Below are 21278 nucleotides of genomic sequence, written 5' to 3'. Positions count from 1 at the left end.
GGTCCGGTTTAATCAGGTTGGTGTTCTTTGGAAACTAGATTGTTTGAGGTTTATTCAGTCTCTTCTGGCTTGTTTTGGCCTTTCTGTTTGATGCAGAAGCTCTGTTCAGGGTATAATTCAAAAATAATGAACGAACGGCGATTCCTCTATCTCATCCTCACTCTGATTTTTCTTGTTTTAACGGCAATGACTGTAATGATTATGATCACTCAGACTCGTCAGAAAACGTTTGAGTATCTGCTGGAATATGAGAAAGTTCTGAACCACCTCTATCATACCTATAATGAAGGGGAAATCGACAAGGTGGATATTCCCGATGATATCAGCAGTGTAGGTTTATATAATTTCTATAAACAACCTCTCTACCTCTATGGTAATGCCCCTAAAGTATTGTTGGATGAGGGGAAGAACCGCCCTCACTTCAGTGGTGAGCGGAATACGATAGTCCTGAACCGGGATCTTCTGAATCCCTTTATACCCGTCCTCAGTGATGAGGCTTTCATTGATGGCATTCATTCCAATCTGTTCAACAGGGTCAGTAGTAAATCGGAAGATGAGAAACAGTCCATGATCCGCTATGTCTACATGGAAATAACAGATGCCCCGGTAATGCTTTTCCGGCGGAAGAACAATCTTGTGATTGTTCTTGTGTCTGCACTCATCCTGATCATCCTCCTTTATATGGGGAATCTCTATTTGAGAAATATGAAGTACCGGAATCAGATTGAGTCTCAGGAACGGCTGGTCATGTTGGGAACAGCCGCCAGAACATTGACCCATGAGGTGAAAAATCCTCTGAGCAGCATCCGTTTGCAGACCTCGATTATAAAACGCTCGGGCTGTACTCTCCATGACCCCTCTCTGAAGATCATCAATGAGGAGGTCTCCCGCCTGGCGGCCATGACAGAACGGGTCGGTGATTTTTTAAGACATCCTGGAGGGATTCCCAGCCTCTTGGATCTCAAGAATGAAGTCTATCAGATTCTGGATAAGAGGAAAGAAGAAATACAGCTTCCGGATATTGAGAATGCGCCGGTGCTTATGGTCAGGATTGATCCAGAAAGACTGAAATCCATCCTGGATAACCTTCTTAATAACGCCCTGGAAAGCGGTTCGGAGGAGTCGGATATTTCTTTGACCCTGGAACGAAATGGTTCCCATGCTGTGATAACCGTGTCTGACGGGGGGGCGGGGATTCCCCGGGAAAATATGAAACGTATCTTTGATCCCTTTTTTACAACAAAATCAAAGGGCTCCGGCGTGGGCCTGGCCATCGTTCATTCCTATACTCAGGGTGCGGGGGGATCGGTCAATATCGAATCTACTCCTGAGAATGGAACCAGGGTCAGGGTCTCACTGCCCCTGGAAAAGGGTTCATAATGCATATTTTGATTGTGGATGATGAAATCAATATCCGGGAGAGTCTGAAGATGATTCTGGAGCAGGAAGGATATGAGGTCAGCTGTGCTGAGAATGGTCTTTCCGCTCAGAGGATGCTTGAAGTGGCTCCTTATGATGCCGGTATTTTTGATCTAAAAATGCCTGGAATGGATGGATTGGAGTTGTTGAAGTGGCTGAAAGAGACAGGCCTTGATCTTCCGGTCATCATGATTTCCGCCTTCGGTCAGGTGGAGGATGCTGTTTCTGCTCTGAAGAATGGAGCCGAAGACTATATAACGAAACCCTTTGAACCGGATCTGCTGATTGAAAAATTGAAACTCTGGGATTCTATGCACAATCTTGAAGACAACTTTAAGTCGGGCAGGAATCTGGAGGATGATTTCTACTTTCTTGGTAAGGGGCCGGAAGCGGAGAAGCTTTACACCCGGATGAAAAGGGTGGCCAGGACTCAGTCCAATGTACTTATCACGGGGGAAAGCGGTGTGGGAAAAGAGGTGAGTGCCCGGCTGATTCACGATTGGTCAGAACAAAAGGACGCTCCCTTTGTAGCCCTGAATGTGGGAGGAGTACCCGAAAATCTCCTGGAAAGTGAACTTTTCGGGTATGAACAAGGAGCCTTTACCGGTGCAGACAAGATGAAGCAGGGCTTGTTGGAAACTGCCTCGGGGGGATCCCTTTTTCTGGATGAAATCGGGGAGATGCCTTTGAATCTTCAGGTAAAGCTGTTGAGGGTTCTTCAAGATAGAAGCTTCCGCCGTCTGGGAGGCCTGAAAGATCTGACCATTGACTCCCGTATTATTACTGCCACAAACCGAAATCTAGAGGAGATGGTCCAGGATGGATCATTCCGTGAAGACCTCTATTATCGCCTGAATGTAGCCCGCCTTGCCATTCCTCCCCTCAGAAGTAGAATGGACGATTTACCGAGGCTGACCGGATTCCTGCTTGAAAAACTGAATCGTAAGATGGATATGCATGTCGAGACACTGAGCCGAGAAGCCTGGGAGAAACTGAATGCTTACTCTTTCCCTGGGAATATCCGAGAACTCGAAAACCTTTTGGAAAGGGCTATGATTTTTGCCGAGGGTGATGTGTTGTCCGCAGAAGAGTTGGAGTTGTCCGATATTAACGTCACCAAAGCACAAATCCCGGAGGGATTCAGTACTGATGGCGGAAGGACTCTAAAAGAACAGGAAAAGGACTCTATTCTAGCCGCTTTGCATCGTTGGGAAGGAAACCGGAGTCATGCCGCCAAAGAGCTGGGTATTTCTCGGAGAACCATCATCAATAAGATCAAAGAATACGGGCTAGATGAATAAGGGTTTAAAACAGGACTCGGACAGGGCTGATGGTTTTGATTCTCAAAAACATGGCGCTGTGGTCCTTCTCTTTGCCAGTAGCCTTTATGTGACCAGTGCTGTTATTACATCCTCTCTACCCCTGATGGCGGAAGAGTTCCGCAGTCTGCCCTCTGCGGAAATCCTTGTGAAACTGGCCCTGACTCTGCCGACACTTTTCATAGCGCTTATCTCTCCTCTCACTGGAAAACTCAGTGATTTATGGGGAAGAAAAAAAATACTCTTTTGGGGACTGATTATTTACGGGATCGGCGGATCTTCGGGGTTTTATCTTCAGGATATCCGTTTGATTCTACTTGGCCGGGGGCTCCTTGGTCTGGGGCTGGGAACAACCTTTACAATGGCCTCTGCTCTGATAGGAGACTTCTATTCTGGAGATCGGCGAAGGAGATTGTTAGGACTTCAGGGGGCCTTTGTCAGCCTGGGTGGGATGATCTTTGTGGGAGGAGCAGGTTTTTTAGCAGAGATTTCCTGGAGAACGCCATTCCTCGTCTATCTTCTTTCATTCCTTATCCTTCCTGCCGCCGCTATTCTCAAGGAACCACCTCGATTAAAACCAGCTGTATTGGAAGAGTCAAAAAGGAAAAGAAATCCTGTTGGTTTGATTCTCCTCATATACCTTTCAGTTTTTCTCTGTATGATTTTTCTGCTTATGATCCATACTCAGCTTCCCTTTGTTCTAAAGCAGCAGAACAGGAGCAGTACTTCTCTTATGGGAGGGATTCTGATCCTTCTGAATTTAGCAAGTTTTTTCACCGCCTCCTTTTATCATAAGATCAGAAGGCAACTTTCGCCAGTGATGATCTATGGCCTCTACTTTGTCCTGATGGGTGCCGGATTTATTCTCATCGGTTTGAAGCCCGGTCTTTTAGGCCTTTTTGGAGGAATCCTTCTTTGCGGACTGGGAACCGGCTTGGTCGTTCCAAATACCTCTGTCTGGCTTCAGGATATTTCTATTCCCGAATCACGGGGGCAGATTCTGGGATACATGACGGCCTCTGCTTTCTTAGGACAATTCCTATCGCCATTGCTGTTGCAACCTATTCTCACGCGTCTTCCAGAAGGAACGCTGTTTTTCAGAGTCGGGATCTCAGTTCTTATCCTAGGGTTCGGGTATGGTATTTTGAATCTGCTTTCAAAGCTCAAGTCTGCTGTGAAAAAAACGACAGCTGTGAAAAATCTGCACATCTAAATTTTCCTTTTTACATTAAAGAGAGCCTCTAAACAACCTTTAATGAATTGGCATGGTTCCTGCTTATGCAGGGTGACAGCAAAAATGAAAAGGATAAGTTTATGAGAAAAGTCTACTGTTTATTTCTAATATTGGCAGGAGTGACAATGTCCCTGTCAGCCCAAGAGCCCTTAATCTTAACAGAGGATCTGGCTGTCAGCTTGGCCCTGGGGCAAAACCTCAGTCTTAAATCCAATCTGCTGGATTTGGAAAGCAGCCAAGAATCCAATGAAAATAGCTGGAATGTGTTCCTACCGGATTTCAGTGTCTCAGGTGGGACGACCCGTTCTGAAGAGTTGTTTACGGTGGATTCCTCCAAGGATGGTGATAGTTGGACAGTCTGGGGATCAGTTGATGCTTCTTTGACTCTAAACTATGCGGCCATTCAGGCTATGGATGCGGATCAGCTTAGTTATGATTCACAGTCTCTTTCCTATGAAACTGCCAAGAATCAGCTGATTAGTAGCGTAAGAAAGCAGTTTTACTACCTGCTGGCGAATAAGGAAAATCTGGAACTGGTGAAAAAGAACCTAGATCTGGCCGAGAAGCGCTATATCCAGACTAAAACAAATTTTGAAAACGGTCTGGCTTCTGAGCTTTCGGTCCTGGAATCTAGGAACTCTTATGAGAGCATCCGGCCGTCCTATACCAATACCAAAACATCCTATGAGACACAGCTGATGTCTTTTAAAAATCTTTTAGGATTGGATCTTAATCAAGAGATTGATGTCACTGGATCTCTGGATACTCCGGTTTTAGATCTGGATGCCTCGTCTTTGATTAATAAGTTTATGGCCAAAAGATTGGATGTTCAGAGTGCTGTTAAGAATCTGGATATTCAGGAAAATCTCAAGGAGGCTACCAATTTTAGTAAGCGTTCCCCCTCTATAAGTCTGAGCGGAGATTGGAGCAATTATGCCTATGATGCATCAGATCTGGATTGGAATGATGCTGTTTCGCTTACACTCTCCCTTTCGTTGCCTCTGAATGGTTTTATCCCTGGTTCCGAGGATACGCTGGAGATCAAAGATACGGTCCGTGAGGTAGAGCAAGCCCGTTTGCAGCTTCAGGAAATCATGGATTCCGCAGAGCAGGATATCCATACCCTCGTAATGCAGCTTGAAGGATATTTAGAGAATATTGAAATAACTGCCTTCAGCGTGGAACTGGCACAGAAAACCTATGAGATGACAGAATCGGCTTATGAGTTTGGAACTAAGGAGCTTTTGGATCTGGAAGATGCACAAAACAAGCTTCTGTCGGCAAATGAAGACCTTCTTCAAAGCCGTTACAGCTATTTATCCGGGTTGATTGATTTGGAATATGCCCTCAATAGCACTTTAGATGAGATACAAGGAGAATCATAATGGAAGACATAAAGAATAAGAAACAGGCCCGGATGATGGGTATTGCCCTGATTGTATTGATTGTCGTTGTTTTGGGGGCGATGGCCTTCTCTGTCTTTGGCAAAGATGCTCCCATTAGCGGCGCTCCTGGAGGTCCAGGAGGACGTCCAGGAGGGGATAGTGGTTCAGAAGAATCTGTGACCTATTCGGTCCTGGTTGAAACAATGGAACCGGGAATCATGGAAAACTACCTGAAGTTCAACGGGGATGTGATTGCCGAAACCAGTGTGGATATTTATCCAGATGCAGCAGGAAAACTGACAAAGCTTTCAGTGTCTCTGGGGGATTATGTCCGTAAAGGGCAGATTATTGCAGAAGTGGACCCCTCCTTACCAGGACAGATCTATGTCGCCAGTCCTGTAAAGTCTACCATAAGCGGTATTGTCACAGATCTTCCCTATAATGTGGGGGCTACCATCTCAACCACTCAAGTTCCCCTGGCTACTGTGGGAGATCTAACAAATATGCAGTTGGATAGCTTCATTTCTGAAAAAGATATGGCGTCAATTAAACTAAGGCAACGAGCCGAAATCGGGTTTGCCCCTTTCCCTGGTGAAGTCTTTTCAGGCTTTGTTTCTGAAATCAGTCCTGTTTTGAATAAAAGCTCCCGGACCATGGAAATTAAGATTTCACTGGAGAACGAAGACGGTCGGGTTAAATCGGGGATGTTCGGATCCATCAAATTGATCACAGAGAAGAAAGAAGATGTTCTTACCATTCCTTCGGAGAGTTTGATTGAAGGTGATGACTCTCGTTTTGTTTATATTGTTTCACCGGATAACACGGCTCTCCAGACATTTGTGGAAACAGGATTGGTTCTGGACGGCAGGGTCGAGGTTCTTAGCGGACTTTCTGCTGGTGACCGGGTGATTGTCAGAGGACAAACCATGCTTCAAGACGGTTCCTCTGTCAGAGTTACAGAGTAAGGGAGCATATTCATGAATTTAACAGAAACTGTTGTACACCGTCCCGTTACGGTTGTCATTATATTTGCACTATTTATAGGTTTGGCGGCCTTTCTGGTCCCCTCTATTCCGGTGGAACTCTTTCCGGATATGGAACGGCCAGTCATCATGGTCAGTACAAGCTATTCCGGTGCCGGTCCTGAAGATGTGGAGCAGAATGTCACAGAGACCCTTGAAAAGGCACTTTCCAATGTGAGTGACCTGGAGTCTATCACCTCCACTTCCTCCGAAGGATCCAGTCTGATCAATCTGGAGTTCGATTATTCAAAAGATCTGGATGATGCCTCCAATGATATCCGGGACAAGCTGGATATGGTGACTGATTTTCTTCCCGATGATGCGAATACTCCCGTGATGTATAAGATGAGTACTGATGATAAGCCCATCATGAGTCTAGGGCTTGAAGGAAATCTGTCTCAGAATGAACTCCGTGCCATTGCGGATAATACGGTTCAGTCTCTTCTTGAACGTCTGGGAGGGGTGGCATCCACGAGTATTTACGGCGGACAGGACAAGATTGTTCATGTAGAACTCTCCCAGAACCGTCTGGAAGCGTATAATCTGACTCTCACTCAGGTCGCCAGCGCATTAGACAAGCAAAACTATCAGCTCGGCTCAGGGAGCATTCAGGATGGGCAGACCAATTACCTGATTCGAACAGATGCGGAGTTCACCAGTCTGGATGAGATTGCCAATGTTGTTATCTCAGGGGACATCCTCTTAAAAGATCTGGCAGATGTCAGTCTGGGGTATGAAGACGAGGAGGAACGGGTCTATGTGAATGGACAGTTTGGGGTGACCCTCTCGGTTCAGAAGGAATCAGATGCCAACAGTATTGCTGTTTCAGATGCGATACGGGCACAGCTGAAATCTATAAATGATGAATTGCCAGATGGTGTGAACCTTGTGATCCTCTCGGATGATTCCGACCAGATTTCATCCATTATGTCTCAGACTTATCTCTCCCTCTTTGAGGGAATACTCCTGGCGATGGTGGTTCTCTTCTTTTTTCTGAGGACCTGGTCCAGTACCATCATCATTGCCCTGTCTATTCCCATTTCCATTTTTATTACGGTCCTTTTTATGTATTTTATGGGCCTTTCCATGAACCTCATGACCCTGACTGGCCTCATCCTGGGACTGGGGATGGTTGTGGACTGCTCCATCGTTGTTCAGGAAAATATTTTCCGATTCCGTGAGAGGGGGACCAAGCTGAAAGCCTCCGCTATCCTGGGAAGCCGGGAGATGATGATGTCTATCTCTGCATCCACTCTCACAACGATCTGCGTCTTCATTCCCATTATTCTCTTTGCAGATAATCTGGATATGTTTGGACAGATGCTTCAATCCCTTGCCTATACTATCGTCATCGCCTTGACTGTCTCCCTGATTGTGGCTCTGACCTTTGTTCCCGCCATGTCGGCGAACTATCTCAAGGTGTATACGAGAAAGCAAAAACCCCTCCGGTTTAAGAGTCTGAGCCGGATCGATAGTTTTTTTGAACAGGGCTTTGTGAATTTGGATAATAACTACAAAAAATTCCTTTCCCGCCTGTTGGATCATAAGGGGAAAGTTCTTACTCTGGTTGTTCTGATCTTTGTTTTCTCAATGATGCAGTTCTCTCAACTGGGTGTGAGCCTGGCCCCTCCTATGAGTGAAGATTCTCTGACCATTTCATTAGAGTTACCCATGGGAACTCCTCTGGCTGAGACCGAGCATGATACCCTCCAGCTGGTAGCCCTTTTTGAGGAGATCGGGGGCTATGAAAATATGATTGTCTCCGTGGGTGAGTCCGGACGTTTTGGTGGAAGTACCTACACAAATAAGTCCTCAGTGGAAGTGAACCTGCCCGATGCTGTGGATCAGACCGTTACGGTTGCCGAGATGAAAACCATCCTGCGGCAGCATTTCAATGACTTTCCCGGGGCTGTTCTTGAATTTACCTCCCGGGGGCCTGGAATGGGGAATGATAATCCGGTGGATATTCTGGTTCAGTCGGATGACCTGGATGCGGCCATTGCCTTTGCGGATGAGTTAAAAGAGATGCTGGCGGATAATTTACCCGGTGTGACAGAACCCACGACCGATATGGAAGAGGGGCTGCCCCAGCTGGAAGTCGTGATTGACAGGGACCGGGCCTATGATCTGGGACTGGATATGTACACCGTTGCCAGTGAAATTGGTGCGGGAATCAATGGTAAGACAGCCACCACCTATCGGGTTGGAGGGGAAGAACTGGATGTTGAGCTGATCCTCAGAGAGACAGACAGGAGTTCTGTGCCCGACTTGAGTAAAATCTTTGTGGTTAACAGTTCCGGGACCAGGATCGCGGTCTCCAATGTGGCTCATTTTATCAAGTCTTCCGGTCCCGTTTCGATCAACAGGGATAATGAAACCACCGTTGTGCATGTCACTGGCGGCCTCATGACTGGGTATGCCTCAACGGAAGCTCAAAAGGATATTCAGAATCTTATCGATACACAGATTGTTGTTCCAGACGATGTTTCCTACAGTCTGGGAGGAGACTTTGAGGATATAAGCTCCATGGGACATGAGATGCTTATCATCGCCATTATCGCAATCCTGCTGGTATTCGGTATCATGGCCGCTCAATTTGAGTCATTGAAAGATCCCTTTATCATCTTCTTTACCATCCCTTTGATGATGATCGGGGTAGTCTGGTTTTATACCCTTTCGGGAAATACCTTCAGTATGATGAGTGGAGTCGGTCTGGTCGTTCTGGTCGGACTGGTTGTCAACAGCGGAATCGTTTTAGTGGATTATACCAACATGCTTCTGAAGCGGGGCCATAATCTGAGAGATGCCTGTGTGAATGCCGCAGGGAACAGGCTCAGACCCATACTTATGTCAACGGCCACAACCATTCTGGGGATGTTTCCCCTGGCTTTCTTCGGTGGTGCCGGTACGGAGCAGGTTCAGCCCATTGCTCAAACAATTATCGGCGGCCTCTTTGTGAGTACCCTGATGACTCTGTTTGTAACCCCCCTGCTGTTTGCAGGCTTGAATAGGAGAAAATACGCATGACCCGATTGGAAATCATTGCCAATAATACAGTAGAAGATGATATTCAGGATGCTCTGAAGAGTGTCGAAATAGACTTTTCCTACACCCGTCTGAATGCCGTTCATGGACGGGGACACTCGGAACCCAAGGCGGGAAATGCTGTCTGGCCCGAAGAGAACTTTATTTATCTTATTTATACAGAGGACGATATGGCTTTGCGTTTTGTGGCTGCCCTCAAAAAGATTAAAGAACGTTTTACCAATGAGGGAATCAAAGTTTTTGCTATTCCTTTTGCGAATCCCATAGAGATCTGATTTCTCAATTAATTTCATTTCTATTTGATTTATACAATTTGGAACAGCCTCATATGTTATATGAGGCTGTTCCTTTTTATACCGCTTTTTAGTATATTGAATATATATAAAGAATCTAATGTTGGATATAGAGATGGAGTGTCAGTACAATGCAGGATGTATATACAGGGAAAATCTTTGGTATTCGTGAGTTTGTCCGTATCGTAGACAAGGCGGTAGCTGGGATGATGTCCTATGGCAAAGAAATCAAATTGGTGGATAAGAACTTTAGAAGTCTTATCATGCTGGCTGTGACTCAGGTGAATGGCTGTCAGTACTGCTCCTATGTTCACACAAAACAGGCTTTGAAGTCGGGTTCCTCCGAGGAGGATTTAGCACAGCTTATGGAAGGCGATTTGGCCGCAGCAGACAGCAGTCAGAGGATGGCTCTTTTGTTTGCCCAGCACTATGCCGATACTTCCGGTTCTTATGATGCACAAGCCTACGAAAGGCTGGTTGAGTCATATGGCAAAGATCAGGCAGCAGGAATTCTTGCCTCTATAAAAATGATCATGATGGGCAATGCCAATGGGGGAGCCATGTCCCTCTTCATCGATCGTCTCCATGGAAAAAGAAATAAGGATAGTTCTCTTGGGACAGAACTTGTTGTTTTTCTGGGAATCCTCGTTATTTTACCCGCAGCATTTCTAAAGAATCTCATCATCCGTTCCAGCTAGGGACAGCTCTTTTCTCCAAACCCATTTTTTCGTTGGACTTTATGCCGGGACTGTTCGATACAGCCGATATGAGGCCCCTTTATTTTATCCCGGACATCACTTCTCCCATTGTTTCTGACCATGCCTCAGAGGGAGGTGTGTATTTTTCAGTTTGTCCTGTTCAGCCTGAAGACCTGAACATTCGTGTTTATTGCAATATGGCCTGCCGTTATTTATCCCGAGGATTCTCCTGGGAAGATGTGCTCATCAAATTGGGGTTAAGCGGAGAAGACCTGCTCAAGCCTCATTTTGAGAAATACACAGGAATGAGCCCCGAATTGTTTGCCCTGTGGAGCCGAAAGTAAGAAAAAGTATGCAAAACCCCGTCTCTCTATATTATAATTAAAATATTAGACATGACTAACTGGAGGATGGGTTTTATGGCTCAGTTAAAAAAGAAAATGTGTAAATTGGCCGGGGATGGCCTGAAAAAGAAGGAAGAGGCCATCATTGCAGAAGTCCTTCATCCTAAATACATCTGTAAAAAATGCCTAAGAGTCTCTACCAATAAGGATTTGCTTTGCAGTCCCAAAAAGCTGGAATAGAATCCGTTTCGTGGTGTCTGTCCTCCCTAGAGGGGGATAATCTACAAATAACAGGAGAATAAACTATGTTGATTGCTGTGCCTGTTGAATCGGCAGTGGGTGAAACCAGAGTGGCTTTGGTCCCTGATTCGATTCGTAAAATTCTGAAATGGGAGGGGGCTTCTGTCGCTTTGCAGTCGGGAGCCGGCTTAAAATCCGGTTATTCTGATGACATGTACCGGGAAGCAGGTTGTGAAATCCTGGATTCCCGGGAGGATCTCCTTAAAAAGGCGGACATCCTGGTTATGGTCGGCAAACCGGAAGCCTCGGATATCACCCGGTTGTCTTCGGGGGCAGCCCTGATCTGCCAGCTGGATCCTTTTAATGAAAAGAAACTGATCAGTTCTCTCTCTTCTGCGGGAATGACTGCTGTGAGTCTGGAAATGATTCCCCGGAGTACCATCGCCCAAAAGATGGATGTCCTGAGTTCCCAGGCTTCCTTGGCGGGGTATATGGCCGTAATTAAAGCCGCCGAAATCCAGAAGAAAGTTTTTCCCATGATGATGACACCCGCAGGGACTGTCTCACCTTCTAAGGTTTTTGTCATTGGAGCCGGTGTTGCAGGACTTCAGGCCATTGCTACAGCCAAGAGACTGGGAGCCAGTGTATCCGCCTTTGACACCAGGCCCGTGGTGGAAGAACAGGTCCACTCCCTGGGAGCCCGTTTTATCAAAATAGACTTGGGAGATACAGGACAGACCAAGGATGGTTATGCCCGAGAGCTGACTGAGGAGCAGCTTCAGAAACAGCGGGAACTCATGACAAAAGTTTGCAGCCAGTCCGATGTGGTCATCACCACAGCCAAGCTTTTTGGAAGGAAGGCTCCAGTTATTATTAATAAAGAAATGATTCAGAAAATGTCTCCAGGGAGCCTTCTGGTAGACATGGCTGTAGATAGTGGAGGGAATGTAGAGGGAGCTCTGCCGGACCAGCTGGTTACCGTGGACGGGGTTCATATTCTTGGGTATGGAAAAGGGGAAATGGCGGTTCCCTTTCACGCCAGTCAAATGTATTCCGGAAATGTTACAGCCTTTCTTGAGACCTTCTGGAGTCCAGAGGCCAAGGGGCCTGTTCTGGAAGGGGAGAACGAAATCCTCACGGGATGCGTCATCACGCGGGGAGGCGCCATCGTACACGAACGCTTCAAGGAGGAATCCTGATATGGATGCAGTTTATCTTTTCTTCGTATTGATACTATCAATTTTTTTGGGGTTGGAGTTGATCCGTAAGGTTCCCTCAACCTTGCATACGCCTTTGATGTCAGGGAGTAATGCCATTTCGGGAATCACTCTGGTCGGTGCCCTGACATCCGCCGGGAGCGCCGATTCCAGGGTGACCATTGTTCTGGGGACACTAGCTGTCGCCTTTGCGACCATTAATGTCGTGGGAGGCTATTTGGTCACTGACAGGATGCTGGGCATGTTCAAAAAGAAGAAGGAGTCAGATTCATGATATTCCTCATCAATAGCGTATATATTGTCTGTTCCGTTCTTTTTATAATGGGTCTCAAACTCATGAGTTCTCCTGCAACGGCCCGACGGGGGAATCTCCTATCTGCGGTGGGCATGTTTCTGGCTGTCATTATTACCCTACTGGACCGCAACATTCTATCTTATCAATGGATACTCATCGGGATCGTTCTTGGGGCTCTTATAGGTGTTCTGGCTGCCCGTCTGGTGGCGATGACCGATATGCCCCAGATGGTGGCCGCCTTCAATGGTTTTGGAGGAATTGCCAGTCTTCTGGTAGCCTGGGTTCTGTTTTTTAAGAGTCCCAACACAGAATCTTTTACCCTCACGACGCTTTATCTTTCTGTGTTTATCGGAGGGATCACCTTTACAGGAAGCATGGTTGCCTTTGGTAAATTGGATGGGAAAATAACAACTAAACCGGTCCTTTTCCGGGGACAGCAATTTGTGAATTCTCTGATCCTCCTTGCCTTACTCTGTTTTGGAGTCCTCTTCCTGTTTCCTGATCTGGCAGGGATCTCCCGGTCTTCTCTGATTCTGTATGCTGTGATCTTATCAGGTATCTTAGGTGTTATGGTTGTCATTCCCATCGGTGGAGCGGATATGCCTGTGGTGATCTCCCTGCTGAACTCCTATTCGGGACTGGCTGCCTGTGCTGCCGGGTTTGCCATCAGGAATAACCTTTTAATCGTTTCTGGTGCTCTGGTGGGTGCCAGTGGTATTATTCTGACAAACATCATGTGCAAGGCCATGAACCGGTCTTTAACCAATGTCCTTTTCAGTGGTTTTGGTTCTGCCGGAGGCAGTGTTGTTGCAGAGGAAGGGGATGAAGGAGAGATCAGGCCCATCAATTCTGAGGATGCCTATCTTATTCTCGAAGCAGCTTCATCGGTGGTCATTATTCCAGGATATGGTATGGCTGTTGCCCAGGCACAGCATGTGGTGCGGGAATTAGCAGATCTTCTGGAACAAAACGGTGCCGAAGTTAATTTTGCCATACATCCCGTAGCCGGTAGGATGCCCGGGCATATGAATGTTCTCCTGGCAGAAGCCAATGTCTCCTATGATAAAATGAGAGAGATGGATGATATCAATCCCATGATGGAAACGGTGGATGTGGCCATTGTGATCGGGGCCAATGACGTGGTGAATCCAGCCGCCAGGGAAGTGGAAAACAGTCCTATTTATGGAATGCCCATCATCAGTGCCGATAAGGCCAGGACGGTCTTCGTCTTGAAACGATCCATGAGAACCGGATTCGCCGGAATCGGGAACCCTCTCTTTTTCAAGGAAAATACACGCATGCTCTTTGGAGATGCCAAGGCTTCTATTCAGGCCGTGGTGGCTCAGTTTAAAGAGTCGTAATCTTAAAAAAAAACAAGAGACAGCCCAACTCTCAGGAAATCCACCTCTGGTGGATTTCCTTTTCAATATGGTAGAATAGGGCCTGCAAAAAACGTGCAAAAAATCATAGGAACTTGTGCAGAGTTCCAAAAGAGTCGGAGAATCTATGGACAATTTTATTTTCAGAAATCCAACTAAAATCTATTTCGGTAAGGGAATGGAAAACAGCACCGGCGAAGCGGTCGGTGAATTCAGCCACAATATCCTCCTCCATTATGGCGGCGGTTCAATCAAGAAAACCGGTCTGTATGAGCGGATCACTGCCTCATTGAAATCGGCAGGGGTGACTTGGACGGAGCTTCCGGGGGTCATGCCGAATCCGCGTCTATCTCTGGTACAGGAAGGAATCAGGATCTGCCGGGAAAAAAACATCGACTTTATCCTGGCCGTGGGAGGCGGGTCTGTTATCGACTCTGCCAAGGCAATCGCCGCTGGTGTTCCCTATGAGGGTGATGTGTGGGATTTTTGCGAAAACAAAGCCGTACCGGAAGAGGCTATCGGATTGGGTGCGGTATTGACTATCCCCGCAGCCGGCAGCGAATCAAGCAATAGAGCCGTTATAACGAAGGAAGAGGGGCAGTTGAAAAGGGCTTTTGGATCAGATCTGCTGTATCCTGATTTTTCAATTTTAAATCCGGAACTGGCTATGACCCTTCCTCCCTATCAGAGAGCCTGCGGAATTGCGGATATGATGGCCCATCTCCTGGAACGATACTTTACTAACTCCTCCCCTGTGGAGCTGACAGACAGGATGATCGAAGCCGTCTTGAAAACGGTCATCCATAACGGGCCTTCTGTTATGATGGACGGAGATACATACGATGCCTGGGCCGAGATCATGTGGTCCGGAGCCATTGCTCACAACGGCAGCCTGAATACGGGACGTCTGGGAGACTGGGCCACACATCAGATCGAACATGAGCTTAGCGGTATTTATGACGTGGCTCATGGGGCAGGACTGTCTGCATTATTCCCCCATTGGATGCGTTATGTGATCAATCAGGACCTCAAGCGTTTCGTTCAGATTGCCGTGCGGGTCTGGAATGTGGACCAGAATTTCAAATCTGATGAAGAGACGGCGTATGCCGGAATCGAGGCGTTGGAACAGTTCTGGCGGTCTTTGGGACTGCCCACAACTCTGTCAGAGCTGGGAATCCCCGGGGACAGGCTGGAGGAAATGGCCGGTAAATGCGCCGGAGAAACAGAGAAACCACAAGGGCAGTTTGTAAAATTATATAAAAAAGATGTACAGGCTATTCTGGAAATGGCTCTCTAGGTATAATCCTAGCCATCATACTGTTGAGGAGTTTTTATTCATGGTTCCCTTTTTAAGGAAAATTTCTGTAATCGGACTTGTTGCACTGCTGTCCTCTTCCTGCGTCAGCATAAAAGAGATCATTCAGGAGCCCGAAGTCTCCATAATCGACGTCTCTATTTCTGAGCTGAGCTATTTTGATATCACACTTGAAATGGAACTCCTCGTAAGCAATCCCAATCCTGTCGGGATTCAGCTGGCAGGGCTGGACTATGATTTACTCCTGGATGAAGTGTCTTTCATCAAAGGGGATCAGGATGATGAAATAACTGTGGCTGCCGGGGGCACCTCCACCGTGGTCATTCCCATCACAATGAACTATCAGAATCTGTATCAGACGGTCAGCTCTCTTGCGGACTCCCGTGATGCGGATTATCAAATTGTGACAGGCCTGAGTTTTATGCTCCCCGTTTTGGGAAAGCAGAGGCTGGAATTGTCCCACCAGGGGCAGTTCCCTCTTGTCCGCATTCCCCGCTTTGAGTTTGAAAGCCTCTATGTCAGCTCCTTGGGCCTCCTTGGGGCGGATATTATCATCCTGCTGAAGGCTCAGAATCCCAATTCATTTGAACTCTATTTGAACGATTTTGAAGGAACCCTGAACATCAATAAACAAAAGTGGGCGGAATTGAAAATTCCTGAGACCCTTGCTTTTGCTTCCGATGAATGGACGGATATGGGGTTTCAGATCCGATTGGAATTTCTATCCATGGGCCGGACAGTGAGAGATCTCCTGTCGGGAGAGGACGCTCTTTTTTATGACTATCAGGGAGACATCCTCCTAGGATCTTCACTGGAATTGTTGAAAGAAGCCACCTTGCCCATGAACCTCTCTGGAGAAATCGGGCTGACCAAGCCGTCCAGCACAACAGAAGGCCAGCACAGTTCCGAAAAAATCGAAGAAACCATTGCCGACAATCTTCTGAATCTCTTTGGAGCCTATTCCCGCTGATAATATGGACTCCCTCTGCAAGGAGAAAAAGATTTCTTTCTTTATTTTGACAGATATAGTATAATGTCAAAATAAAGATTGATCACTCTATTTCATCAATCAGCAGGAGTTGAAAATGACTATACCATCCTTATTTCAGGAACAGGCGGAAAAATATCCAGAAATCCTCTGTCAGTACAGCCGCAATGAAAAACATCAGTTTACACCAGTTACATACAAAGAGGTCTATCAAAGGGTCGCGGCCATGGCATGGAGCCTGGACAAACTGGGACTGCAAAAGGGCGATCATGTAGGATTCATCAGTGACAATCGCAGTGAGTGGTTAATTCTGGATCTGGCTATTGTTTCCCTTGGAGGAGCAGATGTTCCCCGGGGATGTGACACCATGGCACCCGAAATGGCCTATATTCTGGGGTTTTCCGGTTGTGCCATCACGGTTTTGGAAAATGATAAGCAACTGGAAAAAATACTCTCCCTCAAGGAAGAGCTTCCCGAGTTGAAGAAGGTTATTCTTATCGATGCCCCTGAGACCCTTGTGGAAACACCCTGGGAAGTATACAGCTATGAAGAACTCCTTGCAGAAGGAAAAGAAAAGTCCTCGCCGGAATTCCTGGCTGAGAAAATTGCCCAGGGCAGGGGTGAGGACCTTTGCACCTTGATCTTTACCTCTGGAACGACAGGAGAACCCAAAGGGGTCATGCTGACCCATGATAATTTTTTGCATCAGGTCTTAAACATTAAAAATGTAGCCAATATTGAAGTCGGAGATATCTGGTTGAGCGTTCTCCCTGTGTGGCACTCCTTTGAACGGGTTATTCAGTATATTGCCATCGGAGCCGCTACAACCATTGCCTACTCTAAGCCAATCGGCAAGGTCATGCTGATGGATCTTCAAAAGCTCAATCCTCAATGGATGGCTTCTGTTCCGAGGATCTGGTCTGCCATTGAGTCCGGGGTTTCAAGGAACATTAAGGCCAAGGGGCCCGTCTCCTGGGGTTTGTACCGTTTTTTTCTCAGCATCGCCATCCTACATCAGGGGATGCAAAACCGGCTCACAGGACGAGTGGCCGATTTTAAAAAAGTATTTACCCTCCCGTATTTCATTTTATATCCCATTCCCTGGCTTCTTTTACTGCCCCTTCGCCTTCTTGGGAACAAACTGGTTTTCAGCAAGGTTCAGGCCAAGGTCGGTACTGGATTTAAGGCCGGTATCTCCGGTGGAGGAGCTCTTCCCCCCCGGATCTACCAGTTTTTCAAGGCTATCGGCATCCAGCTCCTGGAAGGGTATGGCCTGACCGAGACGGCTCCGGTTGTCGCCTTCAGCCCCCAGAATCATCCTGTTATGAGTGTGGTTGGACCCGCCTGGCCCGGGACTGAAATCAAGATCCTTAATGAAAAAGGTGAGCTGGCCGCAGCGGGAGAAAAGGGTGTGGTCCATCTCAAAGGGCCTCAGGTCATGAAAGGGTATTACAAGAAAGAAGAGGCAACAGCGGGCATTCTCGATAAAGAGGGCTGGTTGAACTCGGGCGACCTGGGGATTATGACCGTTCATCAGGAATTGAGGATCATCGGACGGGAAAAGGATACCATTGTCCTATTGGGCGGAGAGAATATTGAGCCCGTACCCATGGAGCAAAAGCTGGCTGAATCCCCCTATATTGAGCAGGCCGTGATCGTTGGTCAGGACCAGAAATATCTGGCAGCCCTGATTGTTCCGGATTTTGATGCGTTGGAAGGGTATGCCAAAGAAAATAATCTGGCCTATGAAAATAGAATCCATCTGAGGGATGTCCACTCCATACTGGAGCTCCTCACTGGTGAAATCAACAATCTCATCAGCAGTAAGAATGGGTATAAGAGTTTTGAACGAATTTATAAGTTTGCTGTCCTCAGAAAATCATTTGAAGTGGGGCTGGAATTGTCTGGTAAGCAGGATTTAAAGCGACATGCCATCGCGGAGATCTATAAAAAAGAGATTCAAGGTCTCTTCTAAAATTAAAAGAGGCTGCCAGGGCAGCCTCTTTTTTTATGACTTATGCATCGGGAGATGCCGAGGTGATTCTTATGCCCTCTTCTTCAATATGAATCTTCTTTTCCTTGTAGAGGACCCCAATGGTTTTTTTGAATATCTTTTTACTCATCTGCAGTGTTTCTCGTATTTCATCGGGGCTGCTTTTGTCATGAAGAGGGAGAAACCCTCCCCGACTTTCCAGAGTCCCCATGATGACAGCTTCAGCATCTTTGGAGGCGTGCTTGAATCCAAGAGGCTGGAGGGAGGCATCGATGAGACCGTCCTCTCTGACTTTTTTGATAAATCCATCGCGTCTGTCCCCAATCTTGAGAATTTCATAGACCTCATTTCTATAGAGTAATCCTCTGTACCGCTTGTCAACGATGACCCTGTATCCCAAATCGGAAACTCCAAAAACCATCAGTTCTACCTTCTGGTTCTCTTTTAATTCGCCTGTGTTGTCTTCAAGGAATTCATCTATCTGGCAACTGCCGACTACACCCACCTTGTCAAAGTCAGGAATAAGGCAGACCAAAGCTGTTTCTCCCTCTTCAAGATCCTTCCTGAGGAATGCCTTGGGAACAAAGAGATCTTTTTTTATACCCCAGTCCAGGAATATGCCGAAATCTGTCACTGATTTGACGGTGAGTGCGGCAAAATCTCCTACCTGAGCCTTTGATCTAACGGTGGTAGCCTTAAGCCCCTGTTTACCATCCAGATAGACAAAGGCCTTCAATGTCTCCCCCGGATGGCAGGATTCTGGGACTTCATAGGCTGGGATCTGAATCTCTTCTTCCCCCAGTTTCAATATTTTAAATCTTCCCCTGGTCCCGCCCAGGGTGAGTGTGTGGTATGTCCCGGTCTGTACGGGTCGCTTTTCGTTGTTCATATAAATGTCAGTATACGCCCGGTGGAGACTCCTGTATAGGAAGCCAGCAAGGCATATTCTGATCAGTCTCCTGATTTTTTTGAGATATCCGTCCTTATTCTGTCTTTTCTGCCAGGATTTCTTCAATTTTGGAAAAAAGAGTTCCGGAGAAATCATGGCTCAATCTTTCTTATTTTGTCGGATATTAGAGATAAAAATGGATCAATATGTTCTGGATATCCTTCCTGTATTGTTGCATAATCGGGGTATGAATAATGAGCAAAATCCTATTGAGCAGATCCTTCTGGAAAAAAACTGGTTTGATTTAAAAACCCTGAAGGTTCATGAACGGCAGTCGCTGTTGAATCATATTGAAGTTCACCGCTATCTGCTGTGTAAAGAGGCCAGTGCGGATATCCCCTGGCTGGATGCTGTAGAATCCTGGTTCATGGAGGTCTGGCAGCCTATCAGCCGTATCGCTGAGCAGCCCGGGTACCAAAAGAAATTCGGTGATAAAACTAAGCTTGAACTCTATCTGTCTATCTCGGAACACTGGCATTATATGAAATCCGCCCAACCGGAGATGACAGCGACAGAGGCTGTCGAACATTACAGCCGTTTCATCGGCTCATGATGGTGAGGCAATATTATTCCAAGCCGGGGATTGTTACAGGACAGATACCACTGGCCTCGAAATCATCCTGGAGGTATTCGCTCAGGCTCGTATAAGCTGCTACTGTATCTTCGTAGCACAGAACCAATGTGTCAGCCCGGGAGAAAGCTCCCGCTTCATAGGGAGTCCTCATGACAGCTACCATGCAGGGCGTAGTGGTGTGTAGAAGACTCTGTGCAAATTTCAGAGCCCGGGGCTGTCTGAAGAGGTCGGAGCAGACAAGGAGTATTCTGTCCCATTCTTCTGTTTTTACTCGAGGAGGGGCCATTCCCTCTTCCAACTCTTCAGGTTTTATTTTGAGGTAGCAGGCCTTTGGGTAGGCTTTTTCCAGGATGGCCACCGGATCACCGCCGGATACTGTGTTTTCACCAATAAATTGTTCCGGTCTTCTCAAATGAAGGATCAGAAACCGCGGGTTGTCCTTTAAAAACGATTGTTTGAAAGAACCTCCACTCTTGAGGACGGTCAGACTTTTTCTGCTTGTCTCCCTCAGGGCACGGATGTCTTCTCCCGACCAAGCGGAGGTCCGTGTTGCCGGTGTTTTCGTTGGTCCACAGTATTTTTTTTGGTACAGTTCCATCCTCCGAATCGATTCATCTATCCGGGACTCCGGTATCCGCCCTGAAATCATCTCGTCATATAGAACTTTGACACCCTTTTCCTGCTCCTCTGCTCTGTGGGAAATAAACAGAAGATCCGCACCTGCTGTGACGGCTTTTTTAACGGCTTCTTCTGTTTTTAAACTGGCCTGAACTCCCTGCATTTCCAGGCAGTCAGTCAGGACCAGCCCCTTGAATCCCAGAGATTCTCTGAGCAGCTGTTGTATGATTTTCTTAGAAAGAGAGGAGGGAAGGCCCGAATCATCCAGGGATGGAATGAGCATATGAGCCACCATGATAGCCGGAACGTCTTCCTCTATGGCCCTGATAAAAGGGACCATTTCCCGCTGCTCCAGTTCTTTACGGCTGAAGGGCAGGGAAGGAAGAGCCAGGTGGGAATCGACTTCGGTATCACCATGGCCGGGGAAATGCTTGACCACCGGGATGATCCCCTCGGTCAGTGTGGCTTCACAAAACTCCAGGATTTGCTCACTCACAATTTCTGGAGTTTCCCCAAAACTTCGCGGTCCTACAATGGGGTTTCGGGGATTGCAGTTGATGTCTGCCACGGGAGCCAGATTCATATTGAATCCCATCTTCTTTAGATGTCCGGCCATGATGCGGGCTGTTCTTGCAGTATGACCTTTTCCGGCGGCGGAACAGGCCATGGCACCAGGATAGAGGTTCATTTCTCCATGGAGTCTGCTGACAATACCCCCTTCCTGATCGATGGTGATAAAGGGGGCCAGACCGTTATTTTCGAGAGTCAGACTTGATAGTTCGCTATTAAGTTCCTTCAGCTGCCGGGGGGAATCCACGTTCCTGATAAAGAGAATCCAGTTGCCTATGCAAAGCTCTTTGCTGCAGAATTTTGTATGCTCTCCAGCCGTCATTCCGTCAAATCCGGCGACAAACATCTTACCGGCTTTCTTCAAAAGGTCCCTGTTCATAG

19 protein-coding genes are annotated in these 21278 nt (G+C 47.1%); 17 read left to right on the top strand and 2 right to left on the bottom strand.

The genetic code is table 11. From position 1 onward, the window contains the following. Positions 1–126 precede the first annotated feature (126 nt). The 16 genes from EXM22_RS10975 to EXM22_RS10905 all read left to right on the top strand — a co-directional run bounded on the left by EXM22_RS10975 (position 127) and on the right by EXM22_RS10905 (position 18168). On the top strand, positions 127–1380 hold the full coding sequence (locus EXM22_RS10975) for a sensor histidine kinase (protein WP_168203466.1): 1254 nt from the start codon (positions 127–129) through the stop codon (positions 1378–1380). Next, a complete protein-coding gene (locus EXM22_RS10970) occupies positions 1380–2720 on the top strand; it encodes a sigma-54-dependent transcriptional regulator (RefSeq protein WP_149486562.1) in 1341 nt (446 codons plus the stop codon). The genes EXM22_RS10975 and EXM22_RS10970 overlap by 1 nt, the downstream gene beginning before the upstream one ends. Beyond that, on the top strand, positions 2713–3951 hold the full coding sequence (locus tag EXM22_RS10965) for an MFS transporter (protein ID WP_149486561.1): 1239 nt from the start codon (positions 2713–2715) through the stop codon (positions 3949–3951). Before EXM22_RS10970 ends, EXM22_RS10965 begins: the two co-directional genes overlap by 8 nt. 101 nt (positions 3952–4052) lie before the next feature. Continuing rightward, positions 4053–5357: a TolC family protein gene (locus EXM22_RS10960; protein WP_168203465.1), complete on the top strand. Its 1305-nt coding sequence runs from the start codon at positions 4053–4055 to the stop codon at positions 5355–5357. Then, positions 5357–6322 (top strand): efflux RND transporter periplasmic adaptor subunit, encoded by a 966-nt coding sequence (locus tag EXM22_RS10955; protein ID WP_149486559.1) that lies wholly within the window; start codon positions 5357–5359, stop codon positions 6320–6322. Before EXM22_RS10960 ends, EXM22_RS10955 begins: the two co-directional genes overlap by 1 nt. 12 nt (positions 6323–6334) lie before the next feature. Beyond that, positions 6335–9406: an efflux RND transporter permease subunit gene (locus EXM22_RS10950; protein WP_149486558.1), complete on the top strand. Its 3072-nt coding sequence runs from the start codon at positions 6335–6337 to the stop codon at positions 9404–9406. Beyond that, on the top strand, positions 9403–9699 hold the full coding sequence (locus EXM22_RS10945; RefSeq protein WP_149486557.1) for a PG0541 family transporter-associated protein: 297 nt from the start codon (positions 9403–9405) through the stop codon (positions 9697–9699). The genes EXM22_RS10950 and EXM22_RS10945 overlap by 4 nt, the downstream gene beginning before the upstream one ends. A 149-nt stretch (positions 9700–9848) precedes the next feature. Then, complete coding sequence (locus EXM22_RS10940; RefSeq protein WP_149486556.1) at positions 9849–10415, top strand: carboxymuconolactone decarboxylase family protein; 567 nt, start codon at positions 9849–9851, stop codon at positions 10413–10415. Positions 10416–10456: 41 nt separating this feature from the next. After that, positions 10457–10759: a hypothetical protein gene (locus EXM22_RS10935; RefSeq protein WP_149486555.1), complete on the top strand. Its 303-nt coding sequence runs from the start codon at positions 10457–10459 to the stop codon at positions 10757–10759. 75 nt (positions 10760–10834) lie between these two features. Continuing rightward, positions 10835–10999 carry a hypothetical protein gene (locus tag EXM22_RS18230; protein ID WP_168203464.1) on the top strand — a complete coding sequence of 55 codons (165 nt, stop codon included), beginning with the start codon at positions 10835–10837 and terminating at the stop codon, positions 10997–10999. A gap of 65 nt (positions 11000–11064) precedes the next feature. Beyond that, entirely contained in the window at positions 11065–12198 is a 1134-nt protein-coding gene (locus tag EXM22_RS10930; protein ID WP_149486554.1) for an NAD(P) transhydrogenase subunit alpha, read from the top strand. 1 nt (position 12199) lies between these two features. Further along, positions 12200–12490 (top strand): NAD(P) transhydrogenase subunit alpha part 2, encoded by a 291-nt coding sequence (locus tag EXM22_RS10925; RefSeq protein ID WP_149486553.1) that lies wholly within the window; start codon positions 12200–12202, stop codon positions 12488–12490. Continuing rightward, the gene (locus tag EXM22_RS10920; protein WP_149486552.1) at positions 12487–13872 is read left to right on the top strand and encodes an NAD(P)(+) transhydrogenase (Re/Si-specific) subunit beta; all 1386 of its coding nucleotides are present in this window, start codon (positions 12487–12489) and stop codon (positions 13870–13872) included. Before EXM22_RS10925 ends, EXM22_RS10920 begins: the two co-directional genes overlap by 4 nt. A 145-nt stretch (positions 13873–14017) precedes the next feature. Beyond that, entirely contained in the window at positions 14018–15187 is a 1170-nt protein-coding gene (locus tag EXM22_RS10915) for an iron-containing alcohol dehydrogenase (protein ID WP_149486551.1), read from the top strand. 40 nt (positions 15188–15227) lie between these two features. Then, complete coding sequence (locus tag EXM22_RS10910; RefSeq protein ID WP_168203463.1) at positions 15228–16175, top strand: LEA/WHy family protein; 948 nt, start codon at positions 15228–15230, stop codon at positions 16173–16175. Between the two features lie 115 nt (positions 16176–16290). Beyond that, entirely contained in the window at positions 16291–18168 is a 1878-nt protein-coding gene (locus EXM22_RS10905; RefSeq protein ID WP_149486549.1) for an AMP-dependent synthetase/ligase, read from the top strand. Between the two features lie 40 nt (positions 18169–18208). Here EXM22_RS10905 and EXM22_RS10900 read toward each other — a convergent pair whose 3' ends face one another. After that, positions 18209–19075, bottom strand: coding sequence for a CvfB family protein (locus tag EXM22_RS10900; RefSeq protein ID WP_168203462.1), 867 nt, complete (start codon positions 19073–19075; stop codon positions 18209–18211). Positions 19076–19271: 196 nt separating this feature from the next. Between EXM22_RS10900 and EXM22_RS10895 the strand changes: the two genes are divergently transcribed. Next, entirely contained in the window at positions 19272–19688 is a 417-nt protein-coding gene (locus EXM22_RS10895) for a hypothetical protein (RefSeq protein WP_149486547.1), read from the top strand. Between the two features lie 13 nt (positions 19689–19701). On the opposite strand, the gene EXM22_RS10890 is transcribed toward EXM22_RS10895, so the two are convergent. Next, complete coding sequence (locus EXM22_RS10890) at positions 19702–21276, bottom strand: glycoside hydrolase family 3 protein (protein WP_149486546.1); 1575 nt, start codon at positions 21274–21276, stop codon at positions 19702–19704. Positions 21277–21278: the final 2 nt, after the last annotated feature.

Source organism: Oceanispirochaeta crateris (genome assembly GCF_008329965.1).
Classification (GTDB): domain Bacteria; phylum Spirochaetota; class Spirochaetia; order DSM-2461; family DSM-2461; genus Oceanispirochaeta; species Oceanispirochaeta crateris.
Note: the sequence above shows the minus strand (reverse complement) of the source record. Positions and strands in the feature narration are given on the sequence as shown.